Annotated in this window: 15 protein-coding genes; 9 read left to right on the top strand and 6 right to left on the bottom strand. The window is 67.8% G+C overall.

The genetic code is table 11. The features are described from left to right. The first annotated feature begins 537 nt into the window (after positions 1-537). The 5 genes from VJT49_RS15940 to VJT49_RS15920 all read left to right on the top strand — a co-directional run bounded on the left by VJT49_RS15940 (position 538) and on the right by VJT49_RS15920 (position 9436). Positions 538-4074, top strand: coding sequence for a CHAT domain-containing protein (locus VJT49_RS15940; protein ID WP_324165606.1), 3537 nt, complete (start codon positions 538-540; stop codon positions 4072-4074). Between the two features lie 10 nt (positions 4075-4084). After that, a complete protein-coding gene (locus tag VJT49_RS15935) occupies positions 4085-4456 on the top strand; it encodes a hypothetical protein (RefSeq protein ID WP_324165605.1) in 372 nt (123 codons plus the stop codon). Continuing rightward, on the top strand, positions 4453-5349 hold the full coding sequence (locus VJT49_RS15930; RefSeq protein ID WP_324165604.1) for a hypothetical protein: 897 nt from the start codon (positions 4453-4455) through the stop codon (positions 5347-5349). The genes VJT49_RS15935 and VJT49_RS15930 overlap by 4 nt, the downstream gene beginning before the upstream one ends. A 361-nt stretch (positions 5350-5710) precedes the next feature. Beyond that, positions 5711-6793: a serine hydrolase domain-containing protein gene (locus VJT49_RS15925; RefSeq protein ID WP_324165603.1), complete on the top strand. Its 1083-nt coding sequence runs from the start codon at positions 5711-5713 to the stop codon at positions 6791-6793. 291 nt (positions 6794-7084) lie between these two features. Then, positions 7085-9436: an arylsulfatase gene (locus VJT49_RS15920; protein ID WP_324165602.1), complete on the top strand. Its 2352-nt coding sequence runs from the start codon at positions 7085-7087 to the stop codon at positions 9434-9436. Between the two features lie 481 nt (positions 9437-9917). Here the strand turns inward: VJT49_RS15920 and VJT49_RS15915 are convergent, their stop codons facing one another. From VJT49_RS15915 to eno, 4 genes are all read right to left on the bottom strand, one after another. Further along, positions 9918-11024 (bottom strand): alcohol dehydrogenase catalytic domain-containing protein, encoded by a 1107-nt coding sequence (locus tag VJT49_RS15915; RefSeq protein ID WP_324165601.1) that lies wholly within the window; start codon positions 11022-11024, stop codon positions 9918-9920. Between the two features lie 129 nt (positions 11025-11153). Continuing rightward, positions 11154-11705 carry a carboxymuconolactone decarboxylase family protein gene (locus VJT49_RS15910; RefSeq protein WP_324165600.1) on the bottom strand — a complete coding sequence of 184 codons (552 nt, stop codon included), beginning with the start codon at positions 11703-11705 and terminating at the stop codon, positions 11154-11156. Between the two features lie 25 nt (positions 11706-11730). Beyond that, a complete protein-coding gene (locus VJT49_RS15905; RefSeq protein WP_324165599.1) occupies positions 11731-12735 on the bottom strand; it encodes a VOC family protein in 1005 nt (334 codons plus the stop codon). Between the two features lie 60 nt (positions 12736-12795). Continuing rightward, positions 12796-14106: a phosphopyruvate hydratase gene (gene eno, locus VJT49_RS15900; RefSeq protein ID WP_324165598.1), complete on the bottom strand. Its 1311-nt coding sequence runs from the start codon at positions 14104-14106 to the stop codon at positions 12796-12798. Between the two features lie 365 nt (positions 14107-14471). Between eno and VJT49_RS15895 the strand changes: the two genes are divergently transcribed. Then, positions 14472-14681 (top strand): hypothetical protein, encoded by a 210-nt coding sequence (locus VJT49_RS15895; RefSeq protein ID WP_324165597.1) that lies wholly within the window; start codon positions 14472-14474, stop codon positions 14679-14681. A gap of 21 nt (positions 14682-14702) precedes the next feature. On the opposite strand, the gene VJT49_RS15890 is transcribed toward VJT49_RS15895, so the two are convergent. Then, complete coding sequence (locus VJT49_RS15890) at positions 14703-15737, bottom strand: LacI family DNA-binding transcriptional regulator (RefSeq protein ID WP_324165596.1); 1035 nt, start codon at positions 15735-15737, stop codon at positions 14703-14705. A gap of 134 nt (positions 15738-15871) precedes the next feature. Between VJT49_RS15890 and VJT49_RS15885 the strand changes: the two genes are divergently transcribed. Continuing rightward, positions 15872-16696 carry a fumarylacetoacetate hydrolase family protein gene (locus tag VJT49_RS15885; protein ID WP_324165595.1) on the top strand — a complete coding sequence of 275 codons (825 nt, stop codon included), beginning with the start codon at positions 15872-15874 and terminating at the stop codon, positions 16694-16696. Positions 16697-16833: 137 nt separating this feature from the next. Here the strand turns inward: VJT49_RS15885 and VJT49_RS15880 are convergent, their stop codons facing one another. Beyond that, the gene (locus VJT49_RS15880) at positions 16834-18018 is read right to left on the bottom strand and encodes an MFS transporter (protein WP_324165594.1); all 1185 of its coding nucleotides are present in this window, start codon (positions 18016-18018) and stop codon (positions 16834-16836) included. Between the two features lie 820 nt (positions 18019-18838). Between VJT49_RS15880 and VJT49_RS15875 the strand changes: the two genes are divergently transcribed. After that, a complete protein-coding gene (locus VJT49_RS15875) occupies positions 18839-19840 on the top strand; it encodes a C-terminal binding protein (RefSeq protein ID WP_324165593.1) in 1002 nt (333 codons plus the stop codon). Next, entirely contained in the window at positions 19837-20880 is a 1044-nt protein-coding gene (locus VJT49_RS15870; protein ID WP_324165592.1) for an aminoglycoside phosphotransferase family protein, read from the top strand. Before VJT49_RS15875 ends, VJT49_RS15870 begins: the two co-directional genes overlap by 4 nt. Positions 20881-21361: the final 481 nt, after the last annotated feature.

The raw sequence follows: 21361 nt of genomic DNA, 5'->3' as shown, positions 1-21361 counted from the left end.
CGGTGGTTTATTTGTGACCCAGGGTAAAAGACAGCACGCCGCACCTACGGGCAGGCCGGATCCACCCACTTGCCGATCGTTGGGTACTTCAAGAAGCTCTGACACGCTCTTCGGCATGCGAGGACGTAGCCGCACAGCCTGACCGGCACGCTCCCCTGCTGCTTCACCCAAGGCGTCCGTCGATATTGAACAAGCCGGCCGAAGGACCCATAGCACCATCGACGTAACGTCTATCTTCGTAGCGACGACTTAGCTACCAGTTCAAGCGAGAGGAGCGGACGTGGCTGCTATTGAGAGCTCAATTTGGTGAGGGCGCTTACTCGCTGCGATGCGCCCGTTTTTGACCACAGCTTGAACGCATTAGCCTCGGGCCAGCCCAGGTGGCACTCAGTCGCTCGACAAATCACGCGTCAGCCTGTTGGAGATCCAATGACAAGATCCCGCTCTGGTCCAGTTGTGTCGGCAAGTTGTCGATGATCGCTGGACCGCACCAGCGCCTATGGGATTCGAGAGCGCCGACAGCGATTGGGAATTATCATGTATGACCCGGTAACGGGTGCCACCGAGTGTGCCGGATGCCGCCGGCGGATGGTCGTCGAGCAGCGAATGATCCGCAATCTGGAAGCCGAGCCGAAGGTGCTCGACGAGGTCCGCACGGGGGTCATTTTCGACTTTGTCTGCGGCTACTGCCACAGCACCACGCGGCTGCCGCATCCCCTGCTCGTCTACCACCAGCGGCACCTGCCGACGATGTTGTACATCTCGGTCCCGGGGACGAGTCGCCACGAGAGCCAGTGGGCCGGGATGGATCTGGCCCAGGTGGTCCGCGCCGCCGAAAACATGACCGAGGCGCCGCGCGTGAGTTGGGGCAGGCTCGAAGCGATAGGCCCGGTCATCGAGAACTGGATGACGGAGCCGACGTCGGCGAACAAGGAGACGGCGCCATCGGACGAGCCCCTCCCGGACGATTCGCAAGCCCTGTTCGACCGGATCCGGGAGCGCCTGGATCCGTCAGCGGCTGTCGCGAATCAGTTGGCGCAGATCGGCACCTCGCTCGCGGAACTGGGCCGCGCCCGGGGGCGCTTCGACGAGGCGGCCGACCAGCGCATCGCGGAAGCGATACCGATTCTGGAGAAGCTACGGGTCGCTGTGGAGTTGACTCAGATCGAAGAGTTCATCGATCCTGCGCGCGGCGCGACGCCCGAGAGTCTCGAGCGGGCGCTGGTCCAGTCGGCAGCGCTGGTGGAGCGGGCCGAGGGCAGTCAACGGGCACACGCGAGTGTGTACCGCGCGCTGGCCCGCTTCAAGCTGGACGAGCTTCGCGGTGCCGAGAACTACGCGGAGGCGATCGCCATCCTGGAGCCGGCCTTGCCTGTGCTGCGCGCGGAAACGGAGCGCACCTGGCTGGCCACCGCGCTGAGCAACCTCGGCATGATGTATTACGAACAGAGGCGAATCGGCGATGCCGAGACCTGGATCGAACGGGCCATCGGCGTAGGGGAGGAGGCTCTCCAGCTTCCCGAACTGAGCCGCGTCGACAGCCTCCGCGACCGGGCGCGCCGCGCTGCCGTTCTGACCAACCTGCACAACGCTTATGGCGCCCGCCTCGCCGGCGACCAGGCGGAGAACGAGGCCCGTAGCTTCCGACTCGCCGAAGAGGCGCTGGCGCTGCTCGACTCTACGGAGAGTGCGTACACCGTCGCGGTGATCCGCAACAACCTGGGCATGCAGTATCTGCGTTTGCAGCACGGTGATCGGTCGGCCAACATCGAGAAGGCCAGGGCGGAGCTGGGGCTCGCCGCGGCAGGACTGCGGCGCGAACGCGCTCCGATGGAGTGGGCGATGGTCCAGAACAACCTCGGGATCTGTTATCTGGAGCGTTACGCCGGTGACCGAGCAGGCAACATCGAGATGGCGTTCACCTGCTTCAGTAATGCGACGGCCGCCACCCGCCGGGAGCACAACCTCGCCGAATGGTCCCGGGCACGGCTCGGACTGGCGATGACCATGCTGGAGCGGGATCTGGAGCCAGCGGAGCGGTTCGAACGGCAGGCCGTCGAGTTGATCGAGGAGGTCCTCGCGGCCGTCGAGCCCGACGGGCCCATCGCCGGCGAATGCCACCAGCAGCTCACCGCGCTCTTCGGCCGGCGGGTGAACAGCGGGGCCGTCGAGTACGCCGACCGCGCCCTGGAACACGGTGCCCGGGCGATCGTCCACGACAACCGCGATCGCGAGCCCCGGCGATGGGGCCTGACCAGGTCCGGGCTCAGCCTGGTCAAGGCGAAAATGGCCGAGCCGGATCTGCCTGGGGCCTTGGCCTATGCGGAGGACGCGATCGGTGCGCTGCCGCGTGACCGCCTTCCGTTCGAGTGGGGAATCGCCCAGCTCAACAAGGCGGTCGTGCACCAGATCCACGGGGACCGGGAAGCGGCGGTCCGGCACGGTGAGCTCGCGTTGCGGGAGCTGACTCCCGCACGTGCGCCCGTCATCTCCGCCCGTGCCGCCGGCGTGGTCGGCGAATGCCATGCCGAGGCCGCGCGCTGGCCGGACGCGGCCGAGGCCTTCCGGGTGGCGGTCACCGCGTTCCGGTACGCATACCAGGACGCAGCGCGGTCCTCCGCCCGAACGGCGCTGTTCCGGCAGGCCGGCGTGGCACACACCTCCGCGGCGTACGCGACGGCCCGCGTCGGCGACCTCGCGCAGGCGGTGATGCTCGCCGAGGCGGGTCGGGCGTTCGCGTTGCGGGAGGCCCTCGAATTCGATCCAGCCACGGTGGACCCCTCGGCCGACCGGGACTCGGACGAGTACCAGCAGTACCTGAGTGCCCTCGCGGCAATGCGGGCGGCCGAGGCCGCCGTCCGGGTGCCGTGGCTCGCCCACGCGCGTATCACAGCCCAGCAGGCTCGCTCCGAGGACGAGCAACGGCAGGCCGAGCTGGAGTCGGCACGGCGAGCGGCGGCGGAGGCGCGCGCCCGGCTGACCACGCCGGCGCCGACCGACGTTGCGGCGATCCGCCGGTACGCCGTCGGGCTGGACGCTGTCGTCTACGTTCTGTCCTCGGCGTGGGGCACGGTCATGCTCACTCTTCGGCCGGAGACGGGCCAGATCGAGAAGCGGGAGCACGCATTCACACACGACGACCTGTCCGCGCTGCTGCTCCACCGCGACGGGCCCCGCGGCGGGCTGCTCGTGGGCGCGATGCTCGGCCGCGAGCTGATGCGCCAGGCGATCGAGGACCTGCAACTATCGCCGGTGGCACGGTGGTTGCGGAACGGCCTGCGCGGTCTCGGAACAATTATGATCGTACCGATGGGCCCGTGGAGCGCCGTGCCGTTCAACCTGTTCATGGAAGACGATTCCGTACTGATCCAGGCAGTGTCCGCCGAGGTGCGGCACCACTGCCGCACGAGGCTGGCACGGGAGAGCGGGCGGCGGCCCGGCGTGCTCGCGTACGCCCATCCGTCTCTCCCGCTCGCGGGCCGCGAGGTCGAAGCCGTCGCCGCGGCGTTCGGCGACGGGATCACCGTGCCGGCGGGGCCGAAGGCCAAGGATGACTTGGTGGCCGTGCTGGCGCGATTCGATCACCTGCATCTCGCGACGCACGGGATCTACCGGCTCGACGAGCCGACCGAATCAGCCATCTACGTCGACGATGAGCCGCTGCTGCTGCGGGAGCTCATCGAACGCCAGCTGCTCAGTGGCGTACGGCTCGCGTTCCTGTCCGCCTGCCAGACCGGGATCAGCGACATCCTGTCCGCGCGCGACGAGGTCGTCGGCCTGCCGTCCGCGTGCATCCGCAGCGGAGCGATCGGCGTCGTCGGAACCCTGTGGCCGGTGGACGACGCGGCCACCCTCTTGCTCGTCCGGGCGTTCTACCGTGAGTGCAACAGCTCGGTGCCGCCAGTGGCGCTGGCCCGCGCCCGGCAGTGGCTGCGCGACGTGTCCGCCGCAGAGATTCTGCGACAGTGCGAGGGCCCGCCGCCAGCGCTCGAGTTCCTGCGACTGCGGCCGCCGACCGACCGTCCTTTCAGCGATCCGTACTTCTGGGCGCCGTTCATCTACGTAGGTGCATGAGGAGTTCCAAGTGTCCAAAGAAGAATCGTCGATCCGCCGTGCCGCGGTAGCCGTGCGGCCTTATCTGCCCGAACTGATCGGGACGGACATCGCGGACACGTTCACCGCCGAGCTTGCCGCCGCGTCCGACGACGAAAGTCTGATCACCGTGGTCAGCCAGCAGGACCGAGTGCGCGAGTGGATGTCCGACTACCTGGAGGCGGTCGCGTCGAGCGAGCGGGACTACACCCGCCTGAGCGGCGATCCCGGGTTTGTGCGGCCGTCCGCGACGTTCACCTGCCCGAAGGGCACCCTGGTCTGGTACCGGCGGTTTGTTGGGGAGCGACCGCCGAAGTGCCCAGTGCATGACGTCGACCTGGTGCGCGCCGCGAAACTGCCATGATCGAGTCGATCTTCCGGACGGTCAGCGGGCGGGCCTCGCAACGAGTGTTCGGCGCGGCGCTCCTGGCGACGGTCTTCCTCGGCGCGGCCGTCGGTGCGTGGTCCATCCACGACGGCGGGGATCTACTCGCCCGATCGAGGCGGTGGTTAAACGAGCGCTCCGGCTTCGAGCAGGGCCTGGCAACGGCGGCCGTACTGGTCGGCGTAACACTGGTCGGCTTGATCATTCTCGCCATGGTCCCGCCGGTCCTCCGATTGCTGGAGGGATACTGGCCGACCTGGCTGGAACCTGTTCGGGCGCGGCTCGTGCGCCGCATAACGGACGCCGCCGACCGCGACGCCGGAGAAATGCAGGAGCTCGAACGGGAACACCGCACCGACTCCCGCCTGGATCGGCGGCTTCGACAGCTGCCCAGCGTCGCGGAGCGGTACCTGCCCACCATTCTCGGCAACCTGGTGCGTGCCGCCCAGACCCGCCCCATCGACAAATACGGCCTCGACCCTGTCGCGATCTGGCCGCACCTGTTCCTCGTCATGCCGGAAACCACCCAGAAGGAGATCACCGCCGCCGTCAACGCGCTGGAGCGGGCGGTAATGGCCGTGTTCTGGTGCTTGCTGTTCGTCGTGCTCAGCCCGTGGGTGTGGTGGGCGGGCCCGCTGGGCATCGCCGGCGCGGCGCTCCTGCAGCGCACCATCGTCCACGGGGCGGCGAGAACCCACGCCGAACTGATCGAGGCCGCCATCGATCTTTACCGGCTGGATCTCTACCGGAAACTGTCCTGGCCCCTGCCCGCCAACCCAGCCGAGGAACGCGAGCTGGGCGAGCAGCTCGTTTCCTACCTGAGGTACGGCTCGGACGGCACCGAGCCAGCGTTCACCAGCGACAAGCCCTAGTTCAGTGGACGACGATTGCGTCAGCTAGCTTCTCTCTGATCAGCCGCACAGCGGGACCTTGGCATCGACATCAAACTCATCCGTTCGCCCATTTGGCCGATACAAGCTTGACATGGAGTACCCATCCGGACATCGGCAGTTGCGGATGACCTACGCGCGTGTCAGCGAACGCGGCACCCCCGACGTCGAAGCCCGTCTACGCCAGACCACCATCCAGCTCAAGAAGACAATCGCAAACCAGAACAAGGAGCCTGAGCGGCTCCGGACCGACGTGCCTACGCTGGTCCGCGGGGCGCCCGGGCCGCCGGGCGCCCCGCTTAATCCCTTGGCGCCAGCGGGGAAACCGGGTTAGGTATCGCCCATGGCCCACACTGAGGGTACCTGTGACGAACGGTTCGAAGCAGTGCGTGACACCCTGGCGGCATCACTGGACACCGACGATGTCGGTGCTTCTGTTGCGGTATATGTAGACGGCGAGCCGGTAGTCGACACTTGGGGTGGGTACGCCGACGCGGAGCGCACGCGCCCGTGGGAACGCGACACGATCACCAATGTCTGGTCCACCACGAAGACGATGACCGCGCTGTGCGCGTTGATCCTCGCCGACCGCGGCGATATCGACCTGGATGCGCCGGTGGCGAAGTACTGGCCCGAGTTCGCCGCCGCGGGCAAGGAAAAACTGCTGCTACGGCATGTGCTCGGGCATACCGCGGGGTTGTCGGCCTGGCACAAGCCGGTGATGCTCGAGCAGCTCTACGACTGGCCCACTGTGACGGCACTGCTGGCGGAGCAGGCGCCAAGCTCGGAACCGGGAGTGGTGGGCGCCTATCACGCCGTCACCCAGGGGTACCTGATCGGCGAGGTGGTCCGCCGGGTCACCGGCCGCGGCCTCGGCAGATTCTTCGCCGAGGAAGTGGCCGGGCCACTGGGCGCCGACTTCCACATCGGGCTGGCCGCCGAGCACGACCACCGGGTTGCTCCGATCATCCCGGCCAGGACCAGGGCGCCCGAGTTCGAGGCTCGAGGGCCCGGCAATCCGCCTATCCCACCGGAAGCCGCCAACACCGAGGCATGGCGGCGGGCCGACGTCCCGTCCGTCAGTGGATTCGGCAACGCGCGGTCGGTGGCCGCCGTGCAGTCGATACTCGCGTCAGGTGGTCAGGTTCGAGGCGTACGGCTGCTGTCGGCGGCCGGCTGCGAGCGGGTCCTGAAGGAACAGTTCCTCGGAGAGGACCAGATCCTGGGCACCCGGATGCGGTACGGCATGGGCTACGCCCTGCGGGGCAGGACCTGTTCCTGGGGCGGCTGGGGCGGTTCGATCGTCGTGATCGACTTCGACAGGCACATGACGGTGTCGTACGTGATGAACCAGATGATCGAGCAAGGCCCGCTGGGAGACGACCGGGGCCTGAGCGTCGTGATGGCCGCCTACAGCGGGCTTTAGCACGCTGACCAGGCGAGCGGTCGCGTTGTCCCGGCCGCCGAGGACCATGACTGTGTTGACCAAAGTGGACACACGGTCGTGGGCCGAGGTGTCTGGCTCCGCGAGCACGGCCTCGATGGTTCGTGCAGCACCGGAAAGAAAGGGCAGTGACCAGTCGGGGAGATGACTTCTGCCGGCCCCCGGCGATGGGTCGGCATGCTCGCCTCAATCGGGTGATGTGGGAACGCACCGTCGAGTGGGTGACTGGCAAGCAACGGTTTTTGGCACAACCGCGGCGAAGGGAACGCCTCGATGTCACTGAACGAATACCGGCCCGGGACGACGTTTCCCGGGGTGATCGGGCGGACCGTGGAGGAATCGCGGCCGGCGTGGCCGCAGCCGCTGCGCGCGGTGTCGGGGGCGCCGAACGTGTTGTTCATCGTGCTGGACGACACCGGCTACGGGCAGTTGGGCTGCTACGGCAGCCCGATCGCCACCCCCAATCTGGACTCTCTCGCCGCGGGCGGGCTGCTGTACAACAACATGCACACCACCGCGCTGTGTTCACCGTCGCGTTCGTGCATTATCACCGGCCGCAACCATCACGCCAACGGGATGGCGGCGATCACCGAGCTGTCTACCGGTTACCCGGGGTACAACGGGCAAATCCCGTTCGAGAACGGGTTCGTCTCCGAGATGCTGCTCCAGCATGGCTACAACACCTACATGGTCGGCAAGTGGCATCTGGTCCCGTCCGAGCAGGAGTCGGCGGCCGGCCCGTACGACCGGTGGCCGTTGGGCCGCGGCTTCGAGCGGTTCTACGGGTTCCTGGGCGGGGACACCAGCCAGTGGTATCCGGACCTGGTCTACGACAACCACCAGGTCACCCAGCCCGCCACCCCCGAGCAGGGCTACCACCTCACTTCGGACCTGGTGGACAAGGCGATGGCGTTCATCGCCGACGCCAAGCAGGTCGCCCCGGACAAGCCGTTCTTCCTCAATTTCTGCACCGGTGCCATGCACGCCCCGCACCACGTGCCGAAGGAGTGGGCGGACCGCTACCGCGGCCGGTTCGACGACGGTTGGGACGCCTACCGCGACTACACCTTCGCGCGACAGAAGGAGCTCGGCGTTGTGCTGCCGGGCGCCGAGCTGTCCCGCCATGACCCGGACGTGCCCGACTGGGACTCCTTGAGCCCGGACGCGCGACGGCTGGCCTCCCGGATGATGGAGGTCTATGCCGGGTTCCTGACTCACACCGACCACCACATCGGGCGGCTGCTGGCGTTTCTGACCGAGATCGGCGAGTTCGACAACACGCTGATCATGGTGGTGTCCGACAACGGGGCCAGCGCCGAGGGCGGTGTCACCGGCACGACCAACGAGCTGCAGTTCTTCAACAACGCCCCGGAGCCGCTGGAGGAGAGCCTGCGCGCGATCGACGACCTGGGCGGGCCGACGACGTTCAACCACTACCCGTGGGGCTGGACCTGGGCGGGCAACACTCCCTTCCGGCGGTGGAAGCGGGAGACCTACCGCGGCGGCGTCAGCGATCCGTTCCTGGTGCACTGGCCCCGTGGCTTCACCGCACGCGGCGAAGTACGCAGCCAGTACGCGCACATCGTCGACATGGTGCCCACCGTGCTGGACGTGCTCGGCATCGAACCGCCCGCCACCATCCGGGGCGTGGCCCAGTCCCCGATCCACGGGGTGAGCATGGTCGACACCTTCGACGACGCCTCCGCGCCCACCCGGCACCGCACCCAGTACTTCGAGATGCTGGGGCACCGCGCCATCGACCACGACGGCTGGCGCGCGGTGTGCCCCTGGCCCGGCCCGTCCTTCACCGAGGCGGGCACGCCCTTCGGCACCCCGATCAGCACCGAAGAGCTCGACGATTTGGACGCCCACCACTGGGAGCTGTACCACCTCGACAAGGATTTCACCGAGAACCGGGACATCGCGGAGGACCACCGCGCCAAACTCATCGAGTTGATCGCTCTCTGGTACGTGGAGGCGGGCAAGTACGGGGTGCTGCCCATCGACGGCAGCGGCGTCCAGCGCATGACGCTCCAGCGGCCGCAGACCACCGAAGGACGCACCAGCTACACCCTGCGGCCGGGCACCGAAACCCTGCCCATGGCCGTGGCCCCCCGGGTGCTCAACCGCCCCCACAGCATCACCGCCGACGTGGAAATCCCGGCCGACGGGGCGGAAGGCGTCCTGCTGTGCCAGGGCACCAACGTCGGCGGCTGGACCCTCTACCTCAAGGACGGGCGGATCCACTACGCCCACAACTACGTCCGCCGCGCCCTGCACCACCTGGCCTCGGACGAGACCATCCCCGAGGGTCGGCACGAGCTGCGGTTCGAGTTCCAGCCCACCGCCGAGCCGGACATCCCCCATGGCAAGGGAGCACCGGGCAACGCCCAGTTGTACATCGACCGCAGCCTGGCCGGCGAAGGCGAAATTCCGATCACCACCCCGGTCGCCTTCAACCCCGGCGGCATGACCTGCGGCGCCAACCCCGGCTCAGCCGTAACGCCCGACTACACCGCCCCCTTCCCGTTCACCGGCACCCTGCACAGCGTCACCGTCGACCTCTCCGGAGACTTGATCACCGACATGCACAGCGAAATGCGCGTCCACATGGCCCGCCAGTAGTTCGCCGATTCCGGTCAGGATCAGCGCCAGGATTGCGAGTAGGCACAACGTCCGGCTGGGCCGGTCGAGAACCCGGAAGATGAGTCCGGTGGTCGTCGTCGGATCGAAGGGCGGCTCTGCGGTGGGTTCAACCTCAGCGAGAAACCGGTCTCCTCGCTCGCCGCGAAGAAGGTCACCACGGTCCTGCCGCGGGCGTTCGGGGTCAGCCGCGGTCCGCCGCCCTTGCGAAGTGCAGTTCCCTCCGCGACGGTGACGAACGATTCCAGCCGGCGCGGTTCCACCGGCTACTCCGTCCTGCTGGGCCTGCGTTGACGAGAGCCCCGGCCGTGTGTGCGGCCTTGTGGGGGAGGACACCCCGTGGCGGTGTCAGGGAGAACAGGACCGCCACGGGGTGAGTATGGGGTGGGGTGTCTGGGACCCCGCCGCCAGGGAGTGTCCGTGCGAGCAGGGACGCCCGGATCCGCGCCTTGGGATCTGCGGTTCAGGGGATCACGACGTAGTTGCTGAATCCGCCGTCCCTGTCCTCGAGTCCCGAGATCGCCTCGTTGACCTTGGAGAGCGGGAAGGGCTTGGTCTGCAGGTAGGACAGGTCCAGGGCGCCCGTGGCCACCATGTCGGCGAGTTCCTGCCCCTGCGCGGTGCTGAACCAGTTGGAGCCGATCAGATGGACCTGCTCGTCCATGAGCCACTTGACGTCCACGGGCAGCCGGTCGGCCACACCGCCGACGTTGACGACCTTGCCGCCCCGGCGGATGCCCTGCATGGAGTCGAGCATCGTCTGCACAGGGGCCTTGGCGCCCAGAGCGCTGATCACGTAATCCGCGCCCTCGCCGCCGGTGAGGGACTTCGCCCACTCACCGGCGGAGCCGTCACCCAGCCGGAAGACCTCGACCCGCTCCGGGGCAAGTTCCTTGACGCGCTTGAGGAGCTCGTCGTTGCGGCCGGTCCCGAGGACCCGGGAGGCGCCGGAGGCCAGCGCGAGCACGGTAGACGCGACACCGAGGGTTCCCGTGACACCGTCGATGAGCGCAACCTGGCCGGGGCCGGACGAGGCGTTCTTGAGTGCCCCGTAGGACGTGCCGAGGTAGCCCAGCTTGCCGGCCTGTTCGAACGTCATGTTGTCCGGGATATTGACGATCGAGTACTGCGGGGCGGTCATGTACTCCGCGAAACCGCCGTACGGGTACAGATCGAAGATCCTCTGGCCGTCACGGGAGGTGCTGAAGTAGCCGTTCAACGTGAAGTAGCGGCACCGGCTCAGTTCACCGCCCCGGCACACCTGACAACTGCCGCAGGAACGCAAGGGGTTGACATATACCCGGTCACCGGGCTTGGTGTGCAGCACCGCATCGCCGACCGCTTCGACCACGCCGGCGGCGTCCAGGCCGAAAATGGCGGGGAACTTCGGCAACGGCTGGTGCGGGAACCACGCGGGCCAATTGTTGATCACGTTGGCCATGTTCGGCACGATCCCGCACGCCTTGACCCGCACCAGCACGTCGGTCGGCCGCGGGGTGGGCACGTCGATCGTGTCCACCGACATCGGCTCACCGAGCGCGTGCAGTCGTGCAGCGAGCATTTTCGCCATTGAAATACTCCTTGAAACCGCTCCGTCCCGGCGACCGTGGGCCGGAGACGTCTTTTCGGTGACCGAGGGGGCGGACCGGTGGCTCAGTAGTCACATCTCGGATATCGAGGGGCCTGACGGCGCCGAGTTCTACGGCTTCGGGAACGGGTTCGGGTAATTGCCCTCGAGGTCGATGTCCAGCAGCCCCATGATGCGGACGCCGGAGTTGTACCAGGCGATGGACAACGACAGTTCGACCATCTGTTTGTCCGTCAGATGATCGGCGGCGGCACGCCACGTCTCCTCCGAGACGTCGACCTGGAGCGTGGACTCCTTGGCGAGGCGCATCACCGCCTTCTCCGTGTCGTCGAACAGGCCGGACGACTCGAAGTCGGCCACTGCTGCGAGCTGTTCCTCGGTGAGTCCGGCCTTGAGTCCGTGCGACTGGTGGTGCGCGACCTCGTATGCGGACCGGGTCGCGTACCCCACGGTCAAGATCGCCAGTTCACGGAGTTTGGGGCTGAGGTCGGCGGCCCGCAGCGAGTTGGCATAGGTCAGGAAGGCGTCCAGCTGGGTCGGCGCGTTGGCCAGGGCGAGGAAGATGTTCGCCGTCGGTACCTTGCGTTCGGCTTCCAGCCGGTCGTAGAGGGGCTTGTGCGACTCGTCCGCGTCCTCGCGGCGCAGGTAGGGGACTCGGGCCATGGCGTCTCCTCGGGGGACGGAAGGGTCAGTGTGCGGGCTGTTCGAGCAGGAACCGCTCGAGCGTCATCGGCTTCGGAAGCTCGGTGGGCGGCGCCTGCGGCACCCCCACGAAGGGCGACGCCTCGAAGTACCACTTCTCCGGCGCCGGGAACCCCCAGCGGACGTTCGTACTCAGCGATCCTGCGTCCCAGCGCACGGGCTCGATCTCGGTGTCGATCGTCTGGTAGTGGGCGTTGAAGACCTCCACCCGGTGCCCATCGGGGTCGCGGAGGTAGGCGTAGAGCATCCCACCCGGACCGTGACGTCCTGGGCCCCGCTCAACGCCCTCGCCATAGCCGAGGATGCCCGCCCAGTCACAGGCGGCGAAGATGTCGCGGCTCTCGGAGACGGTGTAGGCGAAGTGGTGCAGGGCGGGACCGGAATTCTCCACGATCGCCAGGTCCAGGGTGGTGCCTTTGCGATACATGAACGCACCGAGCAGCTTGTCGCCGTGCGCCAGGTATTCGGAGTTCCGGAAGCCGAGTTCGCTGTAGAACGCACACAACTCGTAGGTGTTCGGCGCGAAGGTCTGGTAGTGGTCCAGCCGCTGCGCGTGGGCACCCTTGTAATGCTCGAAGCTGATGTGCAGCCTCGGTCGCGTCTCCATGTGCGCGCAGAGTTCCAGCGGCGTGTTGATGGGGTCGGCGACGTGCAGTGTGCGGCCCTGGTACGGGAGGTCGACCCAGGCCGCGGGCAGCCCCCGCTCACGGAACCAGTGGTAGGCGATGTCGAGGTCCTCGTCGAAGAAGACCCGGAAACCGATCCTCCGGCAGCTCCCGCCGCCCTCTTCGTCCTGCTCCAGGACCAGGCTGTGGTGGCAGGCCTCGGCGAGACCGCGGAGGTAGCAGGTGCGGTCGTCCTCCTCGGAGACGACCAGTCCCAGCACGTTGACGTAGAAGTTCCGGCTTTCGGCGAGGTCGGCCACGGTGAGACGCACATGGCTGGATCGGGTGATATTGAAACTCGGGCGCAGATTGACGGGTGGCAGCATGCTGGTCTCCGTGCTCCGATCGGCTTTGGATTTCGATGAGTGTAATACTTCGAGGACGTTTTACGGCTTCGTCGTAAAGGACCCGGACCCGGCGAACGGGAAGGCGGACCACCCGCTGAATTCCGCGGATTCACCGAGGGACTCCTCGATACGCAGGACCTCGTTCCACTTGGCCATGCGCTCGGAGCGGGTGAACGAGCCCACTTTCAGTTGGCCCGCGTCCCAGCCGACGCTCAGATGGGCGATGGTGACGTCCTCGGTCTCACCGGACCGGGCCGAGACGATGGTGCCGAAGCCGGCGTCCTTCCCGGCGCGCAGGGCCTGGAACGCCTCCGTGACCGTGCCGGCCTGGTTCGGTTTGATGAGGACCGCGTTCACCGCTCCGCCGGTTGCCGCCGCCTCCACCCGCTTGGCGTTCGTGACCAGGTAGTCGTCGCCGATCACCTGGCAGCGGTGGCCGTAGCGCCGGGTGAACTCCAGCATGCCCTCGTGGTCGTCCTCGCCCACCGGGTCCTCGATGGACAGGATCGGATACCGCTCGATCCAGCCGCCGAGCATGTCGATCAGCGCGGTGGTGTCCAGCGTGCGGTCGTCCAGGGCGAGCGTGTACCCATCGGCGGTGCCGAACTGCGAGGCCGCGACGTCCAGCGAGATGCCTACCTGGGCCGAGGGCGTGAAGCCCGCGGTCTCGATGGCAAGGGTCAGTGTCTCCAGCGCCTCCTGGTTGGAGTCGAACGCGGGCCAGAAGCCGCCCTCGTCCGCCACACCCTGGGCCTTCCCTGCCTTACGCAGCAAGCTTCCGGCGGCCCGGTAGATCTCCGCGGTCCAGTCCAGTGCCTCGGAGAAGCTTCGTGCCGCGGGGCAGACCACCATGAAGTCCTGGACGTCGACGCGGCGGTCCGCGTGGGCGCCGCCGCCGAAGATCTGGATCTCCGGCAGCGGGATGCGGACCGGTCGTTCGCCGGCCAGGTGCTGCCACAGGGGTACGCCCGCCGACGCGGCGGTGGCGTGCAGGATCGCCATGGACGTGGCCACGATCGCGTTGCCGCCGAGACGGCTGCGCTCCGCGGTTCCGTCGAGGTCCACCAGAAGCCGGTCGACGGCTTCCTGACCGGTCGTGTCGAGGTCCAGGAGGGCGGGCGCGATCTCGTGGTTGACCGCGTCCACCGCGCGCTGGACGTCGAGTCCGCCGAAGCGGCTGCCGCCGTCGCGCAGGTCGACCGCTTCGCCCCGGCCCGTCGAGGCGCCCGCCGGTGCGATGGCCCGCCCGATCGCGCCGTCCGCAAGGTGGGCCTCGACCTCCACGGTCGGCCAACCGCGTGAGTCCCACACCCTTCGGCCGTGCAGCTTGGCGATCCTCGCGTCTGTCATTTCGGCGCAACCTTTCGGAGTTCGGACGATCGGGGTGATGAGCGAGGACCCGTGTCTGCCATCGTGAAACGGACGCGACGCCCCCGCGGCCAGGGCCGTGCGGACAGTCCTCGCTGACGGACGGTCGCGGGCGGACCCCACGGGCCGGCACCCCGATCGGTGCGGCGGCGCTGGGAGCGAGCGGAGTGTCGCACGGCTTTCTCCGTCGTCCGCTGCTTGCCCGCCGCGCCTCTTCTTGTGCTAACGATAGCGCAATTCTGCGAGGTGTCGTCGGCCATGTCAAGGGTTAGGTGGTACTAGACGCAGCGAGTTGGTCGCTCGCTCTCGCCTACTGGCCCCTCGGTAATTGATGCTATCGTTCGCACTTGTATCGCGCTCCGGCGAGGACTCCGGCGGACCTGTGCTCTTCCTGGACGGACAGCACAGGCGGGCGGGGGGACCCGTTCGTCAGCGAACTCGTCGAGGACGGTGCTTTCCGGCCCGGCAAGACACACGAGGCCGCGGCGGAGCAGGTACTCGACGAACTCGCGCGCACCGCCCGCGTCATGTGCCGGCTGAGCAGCGGCACGAACTGACCTGGCGCGGGGTGAGGCCGCTTATGGCTCAGTCGGACGCGGACGGTGCTTCCGGCCGGGTGCCGTGCTGCCGCGCAGGATCAGCGATCCGGGGGAGACTGAGGTGTACGGGCCGTCGTTGCTCGGCCTGGTCTTGAGCCGGCGCATCAGCCACAGCGCGCAGCCGGTGGCCATCTCTTGGATCGGCAGGCCGATCGTGGTGAGTCCGGGGCCCCACCAGGAAAACCCCGGCTCGTCTCCGAATCCCACCACGGACAGTTCCCTGGGCACTTCAACGCCCTGCTCGGACAACTCCTTCAGGACACCCAGGGTGAGCTGGATCGATCCCAGCACGAGCGCGGTGGGCGCATCCGGTTCCTGCAGCAGCCGGCGCACCGCCTCGCGGCCGTGATCCACCGACGACGGCGGTCCCAGCTCCGCACGTCCGGCATCGTCCGGCAGGCCGCCTTCGCGGAGGGCGCTGCGGAAGCCGCGCAGACGCTCCGCACCCGTGGGCAGCTCCTCGGGGCCGCCCAGATAGGCGATACGGGTATGGCCAAGTGCCACCAGGTGGGCCGTGGCCTGACGCAACGCCTCGTGGTCGTCCACGCCGAACCACTGGGAACCGAGCGAGGGATGACGGCGCAGCAGCTGAAGGTGCGGCACGGCGCGCAGGAGTTTGACGGACTCGTTGTGGGGGCGCGCGGTGGGCACGATGATGACGCCTGCCACGCGGTTGGCGAACAGCTCCCGCAGATGGCGCAGTTCCACCATGCGGTCGTCGTCGGACTCCGAGAGCATGAGCTGGAAGCCCTCGGCCTCCATGTTCTTGGACAGCTCGTGCGCGATGGTCGAGTAGAAGGTGTTGCGGATGTCCGGGATCACCAGCGCGACCACGTTGCTCGATGCTCCGCGCATCATCCGCGCCGCGCGGTTGCCGACGTACCCCATCTCGGAAGCGGCCTGGCGGACCCGGAACTTGGTCTTCTCGCTGATGCGGGGATCGTCGGCGAGTGCCCGGCCGACCGTCGAGACGGAGATCCCGAGGCGTTCGGCGATGTCTCTGGTCGTGATCACGTGAAGGGCCCCCTCGACGGACTGGTCCTGTCCCGTTACTTTCCGTGTGTCAACGATAGCACTTCAGTCGCGCTGCGTGGTCGGAGAGGTGGGAGGTCGGATGACCACCCTTCGTGCTAACGTTAGCATAATGTATGGGCCGTGCAGCCGCCTGCGGCTGCCTAGTCGCGGAGGTGTCCGTGCGGATCGTCAGGTATGCCGTCGGCGGCGTGCTTCACTATGGAGAACTCGAAGCCGGTGATTCCAGGATCGCGAGGTTCGAGGGGGATCCCTTCGCCGGGCTGTTCCCCACGGGGTGTGTCGACGAAATCGGTGACGTGGTCATTCTCCCGCCGCTTGAGCGTCCCCGGATCTTCGGGTTCGCCTACAACTACGCCTCGCACATCGACGAGACCGACCGCGAGGTTCCGGAAGTTCCCGTGTGCTTCATGAAGCCGAGCACCGCGGTGATCGGGCCGGATGACGCCATCGTCTATCCGGCGGATGGCGAACTGATCCATTTCGAAGGCGAGTTGGTCGTCGTCATCGCAAAAAAGGCCCGCCATGTGAAGCCCTCCGAGGCCCATGAGTACATTCTCGGCTATACGTGCGGCAATGATGTCAGCGACCGGATCGTTCAGCGTAAGGAAAGCAAATTCGGAACGCTTCTGATCGGGAAGGGGCAGGACACTTTCGCACCCCTCGGGCCGGTCATCGCGACCGAACTCGAACCCGCGGGACTGTCGCTGACGACCCGTGTGAACGGCACCGTCATGCAGTCGGCGAGCACGGCCGACCTGCTGCTCGCCGTTCCCGACATCGTCAGCTACCTCAGCCGCTACCTGACGCTGATGCCAGGTGACGCGATCATGACCGGTACGCCGTCCGGTGTCGGGCCGATCCGTCCCGGAGACGAGGTCGAGGTGGAGATCGAGGGTATCGGTGTCCTGCGCAACCCGGTCGTGGCCGAGGATCTCTGACGCCGGATGCCGACTCGGGTGTCGGGGCCTGCCCACCGCTCGGCGGTGCGCAGGCCCCGTGGCGTGCCGGCAGTGTGTCCTGTCCTGCCGTACCGCCCGGTACACCACGGTGGCAGGTGTGCCGGCGGGCCGGTTCGCTAGCGGTCCGCGTTGTTGAACCGCGAGGTGCGGACGAAGGCCAGGGCCAGGACGCCCGCCAGGGGCAGGATTGTGACCTGCAGTAGCCCTGCCGGACGCCAGCCGAAGGAGTCCACAAGCGCGGCGAAGAGCAGGCCCGAGAACGCGGCCGGTCCGTAGTAGCTGGTGACGAAAAGTCCGGAGGCGCGTCCGATCTGCCCGGGACGGACGGCCCGCTGGATCGCGCTGTTGGTGTTCGGGTAGGTGAAGCCCAGGCCGAAGGCGCCCATGAGGAAGGCGAGCATGCACTGCAGGCCGACTGCGGCATGCGTCTCGTAGATGCACACGCTGATGGCGGCGACGGCCAGCATGCTCAGGATCAGCAGGTTGCGCTGGTTCATGCGGTCGCCGAGCCAGCCGCCGGCGACGCCCAGCATGCCGCCGAAACCGAGGAAGCTCATGGCCAGTGCGGCCTGCTCGGCGGTGTAGTGCAGCGAGGTGATGAGGAACGTCGGGTAGAGGCCGAGGAACCCGTAGATGGCCACACCGCTGACGACCGAGTGGACCGCCAAGGCGATGGTGTTGCGGTTGTAGGCAGAGACCGGCATGTACTCGTAGCTCTTGGTCGGGACGACCTTGTCGACGGAGTGCTCGGTCAGGCCGGTCTTCACGAGGAACGCGGAGGCAGTGGCGATCAGTAGCCCTGCTGTGCCGAACAGGTACAAGGGCGCGTGCCAGGTGCCGTGCATGCTCATGAGCCGGACGCCGATGAGCGGGGCGATGAACACGCCGACTGAGTAGCTCAGGCCGATGATTCCGAAGGCGAGGCCACGCCGGTGGGCGAAGAAGGCGCCGATCGCCGCGAAGATGGCGGCGGACTGCATGCCCTCTCCCAAGCCGGAGACGACCCGGTACACGGTCATGTCGGCGAAACCGGTCGCCAGCGGGGTGGCCATCGTGCCCAGGGAGTAGACCACGATGCTGACGAGCAGTACGGTCTTGCGGCGGAAGCGGTCCAGGAGATAGCCCGCAGGCAGGCCGGCCAGGGCCATGCCGAGGGTGAAGTTCGTCGCCAGCAGCCCGCTCTGCTCCAGGGAGAACCCGTACTCCTGACGGATGTTGGGCAGTAGCGGGGGAAAGACCTGGCGGTCCATCGCGTTGACCATGTAGGACAGGAGCACCAGCAGGAAGCCCACGCCGATCATGAGGCGGGAAATGGGAGCACGGCTGCTTCCCTGCGTGTCATTGGGCACTGTACTGGTGTCGAATTGCGCTGCGTGAGTCATAGCGGCTCCTGAGGAGGATGGGCCACGGCAGGCCGCGGCGGATCCACCGCCCGTACGGGGCCGTACGGGCGGTGACGAGAAGCGGTAAGCTGAACACGGACTCGAGTCGGCGACGGTGATGCCGCCGTCGGCTGGCGGAATGCGGGCGGGGCTGCCGCGCGGTCGTACACCGCATGCGGAATTCAGCCTCATATCGCCCGTCGGGGACGTCCGTGGCTATGGCGTCTTCGACAGCTGGACCTCGCGCAGACACTTATCGGCCGCACGATCGGCACTGGCACAAACTATGAAGGGAAGTCCCTGGCGCGTCAAGATGCGGACAGTGGATTTCTTCGGCGTCCTTCATTCCCTGTCGTGATCGGGGTTCTGCGGCCCGAACGGGTCCTGCCGCAGGGGTGCCGGTGATCGGGTGGTAGGCCGCCCCCTTGACGCGTCGAGGTCTTATGCTATCGTTAGCACCACGTGGCTGTGACAAAGTGATTCGACGTGCCCTGGCATCTCGTGACCCGTTCCCAGGGCCGCACTGCGGCGCATTCACCGACCACGAATCGGTGGGCGCCGGCGACACCCTGACCCGAGCCCAGCGACCCTCTCCCACCCCACCCGGGCGGCCGGCGGCCCCACCGGACATGCCGACGGCCGCCCTTCCGGGTGACGATCCAACCTGCCGACCGGATGCGACCGGGCGCACGGCCCGGCCGTCCGCCGCGGCCGCACGATTCTGCGAGGACGACCTGCTATGAGACCACCGAGTCGCCCGGGCACTGTGCTGCTCACCGACTACGCCTGGCCCGACGACTCCGTCGAGCGATCGGTCATCGAGGAGGCGGGCCACACCCTGGTGGCCGGCCCCGCCGAGCCCGCCTCCACCGAGGCCATCGAGGAGATGGTCGCCGAGCACCGGCCCGCCGGGATCCTCACCTGCTGGGCGCCTGTCTCCGCCACCGCGGTCGAGACCTCGCCGGACCTGCGGATCGTGGCCAGGCTCGGCGTCGGCCTCGACAACATCGCCGTGGACACCGCCACCGAGCGCGGCGTGTGGGTCACCAACGTGCCGGACTACTGCGTGGAGGAGGTCTCCGACCACGCCGTCGGCATGGTGCTGGCCTGGACGCGGGGCTTGGCTGTGTTCGACCGAGAAGTCCGTGCCGGGCGCTGGGACCCCGCCAGCGCCCGGCTGCGCCGACTGTCGACACTGACCTGCGGCGTCGTCGGCTTCGGGCGCATCGGACGCGCCACCGTGCGCAAGCTCGGCGCCTTCGGCTGCCGGATCCTCGCTCACGACCCGCACCCGCCGAAGAATGCCCCCGGGGTGGAGATGGTGGGCCTGGAGGAACTGCTGCGCCGCAGCGACGTGGCCATCCTCCACGTGCCACTCACGCCCGGCACGCACCACATCGTGGGAGCCGAGCAGCTGGCGCTGATGCCGCCGGGCGGTCTGCTGGTCAACGTCAGCCGGGGCGGCCTGGTGGACACCGACGCGGTCGTCAAGGCGCTGGACAGCGGGCACCTGGGCGGAGCCGCCTTCGACGTACTGGAGACCGAACCGCACGTCCCCGCCGCGTTGCTGGACCAGCCGGGCGCGCTGCTCACCCCGCACGTCGCCTTCTCCTCCGACGCTTCGGTCACTGAACTGCGCCGCCGCGCCGCCGAGGAAGTCGTACGGATCCTGGCGGGCGAGGCGCCGGCCCACGCATGCAACAGCCCCCGCAGTCTGACCGATTCGGGTGACCGGCGATGAGCCCGATTTCCGCGCAGGTGAGCCCCGACCCCGTGCTGGCCGACTTCCTGATCGCCCACAAGCTCGCAGGGCGGGGCGAAGCCACACGTTGGACACCGCTGGCCGGCGGCGTCTCGTCCGACCTGTGGCGGGTGGACCTGCCTGGACGCTCCCTGTGCGTCAAGCGGGCCCTGTCCCGGTTGCGGGTCGCGGCCGACTGGGAGGCGCCGGTGTCTCGTAACGCCTCCGAATGGGCGTGGATGCGGTTCGCGTCCCGGCACCGGCCGCACAGCATACCGGAGTTGCTGGCCCACGACGCCGAAGCCGGCCTCTTCGCGATGGCGTACCTGTCCCCTGAGCAGTACCCGCTGTGGAAGGCACAACTGCTGGCCGGCGAGGTGCGGGTGGCGACCGCGGCGGCCGTCGGAGGGCTGCTCGGCAACCTGCACGCCGCGAGCGCGGGCGATGCCGCACTCGCGGCGGAGTTCGCCACCGACGACAACTTCCACGCCCTGCGCATCGAGCCGTACCTGCTGGCCACCGCCGCCGCACACCCCGGTCTGAGCGACATCCTCCAGGGCCTCGCCGACCGCACGGCCACAACACACCTGGCCCTGGTGCACGGCGACGTCAGTCCCAAGAACATCCTCGTCGGCTCATCGGGGCCTGTGCTGCTGGACGCCGAGTGCGCCTGGTACGGAGACCCGGCCTTCGACCTGGCCTTCTGCGTCAACCATCTGCTCCTCAAGAGCCTGGTGGTAGCCGCACACCGCGCCGATCTCCTGCGGTCCGCCCGGGTCTTGGCCGAGGAGTACGTCCGTTGCGTCGACTGGGAGACCCGGCCGGCCCTCGAGGCGCGGGCCGCATCACTGCTGCCGGCGCTGCTGCTCGCACGTGTGGACGGCAAGTCGCCGGTGGAGTACCTCACGGACGACCGGCACCGGCTGTTCGTACGCACGGTGGCATCGGCTCTTCTACAGACGTCGGCCCCCACGGTGCCAGACGTTCTGGACGCCTGGACGACCGCGCTCGATGCCCCGATCGAGTCCCGGCCCGACTGAACAACCGACTCGACGGATCCGGCGGACCCGACGCCGTGGAGAGCTGAATCCACTCCTCCGGCGCGTCAACACCTACCTGATGCGGTGGCTCGCAACAAGTGAGCGGAGTGACGGGAGACTGTCAGAGCGTTCCGTTCTGTGGGAGCCCGGGGGTGCGATCCCCCGACCACCCGACAACCACCCATACCAACAAGATCCCACGCGCGAGTCCAGCTCTCAGTTCGGCCGAGTCCGGCTTTCGCGACACCCGAGTCGGGCTCCCGTGACACCCGAGTCGGGCTCCCGTGACACCCGAGTCGGGCTCCCGTGACACCCGAGTCGGGCTTTCGCGATACCTGAGTCGGGCTTTCGTGACACCCGAGTTGGGCTCCCGCGACACCCGAGTCGGGCTCCCGTGACACCCGAGTCGGGCTCCCGTGACACCCGAGTCCGGCCCTCGCGACACCCGAGTTGGGCTCCCGCGACACCCGAGTCGGGCTCC

It is taken from the genome of Amycolatopsis sp. (genome assembly GCF_035276945.1).
Taxonomy (GTDB): Bacteria; Actinomycetota; Actinomycetes; order Mycobacteriales; family Pseudonocardiaceae; genus Amycolatopsis_E.
This window is presented reverse-complemented; position numbering and strand designations above follow the sequence as displayed.

What these genes read in the sequence shown, in the direction of transcription:
- VJT49_RS15880 (WP_324165594.1), bottom strand. Translation starts at nt 18,018, where the DNA reads ATGATCGGCGTGGGCTTCCTGCTGGTGCTCCTGTCCTACATGGTCAAC.
- VJT49_RS15920 (WP_324165602.1), top strand. Translation starts at nt 7,085, where the DNA reads ATGTCACTGAACGAATACCGGCCCGGGACGACGTTTCCCGGGGTGATC.
- VJT49_RS15885 (WP_324165595.1), top strand. Translation starts at nt 15,872, where the DNA reads ATGGGCCGTGCAGCCGCCTGCGGCTGCCTAGTCGCGGAGGTGTCCGTG.
- VJT49_RS15910 (WP_324165600.1), bottom strand. Translation starts at nt 11,705, where the DNA reads ATGGCCCGAGTCCCCTACCTGCGCCGCGAGGACGCGGACGAGTCGCAC.
- VJT49_RS15930 (WP_324165604.1), top strand. Translation starts at nt 4,453, where the DNA reads ATGATCGAGTCGATCTTCCGGACGGTCAGCGGGCGGGCCTCGCAACGA.
- VJT49_RS15915 (WP_324165601.1), bottom strand. Translation starts at nt 11,024, where the DNA reads ATGGCGAAAATGCTCGCTGCACGACTGCACGCGCTCGGTGAGCCGATG.
- eno (WP_324165598.1), bottom strand. Translation starts at nt 14,106, where the DNA reads ATGACAGACGCGAGGATCGCCAAGCTGCACGGCCGAAGGGTGTGGGAC.
- VJT49_RS15875 (WP_324165593.1), top strand. Translation starts at nt 18,839, where the DNA reads ATGAGACCACCGAGTCGCCCGGGCACTGTGCTGCTCACCGACTACGCC.
- VJT49_RS15870 (WP_324165592.1), top strand. Translation starts at nt 19,837, where the DNA reads ATGAGCCCGATTTCCGCGCAGGTGAGCCCCGACCCCGTGCTGGCCGAC.
- VJT49_RS15940 (WP_324165606.1), top strand. Translation starts at nt 538, where the DNA reads ATGTATGACCCGGTAACGGGTGCCACCGAGTGTGCCGGATGCCGCCGG.
- VJT49_RS15925 (WP_324165603.1), top strand. Translation starts at nt 5,711, where the DNA reads ATGGCCCACACTGAGGGTACCTGTGACGAACGGTTCGAAGCAGTGCGT.
- VJT49_RS15905 (WP_324165599.1), bottom strand. Translation starts at nt 12,735, where the DNA reads ATGCTGCCACCCGTCAATCTGCGCCCGAGTTTCAATATCACCCGATCC.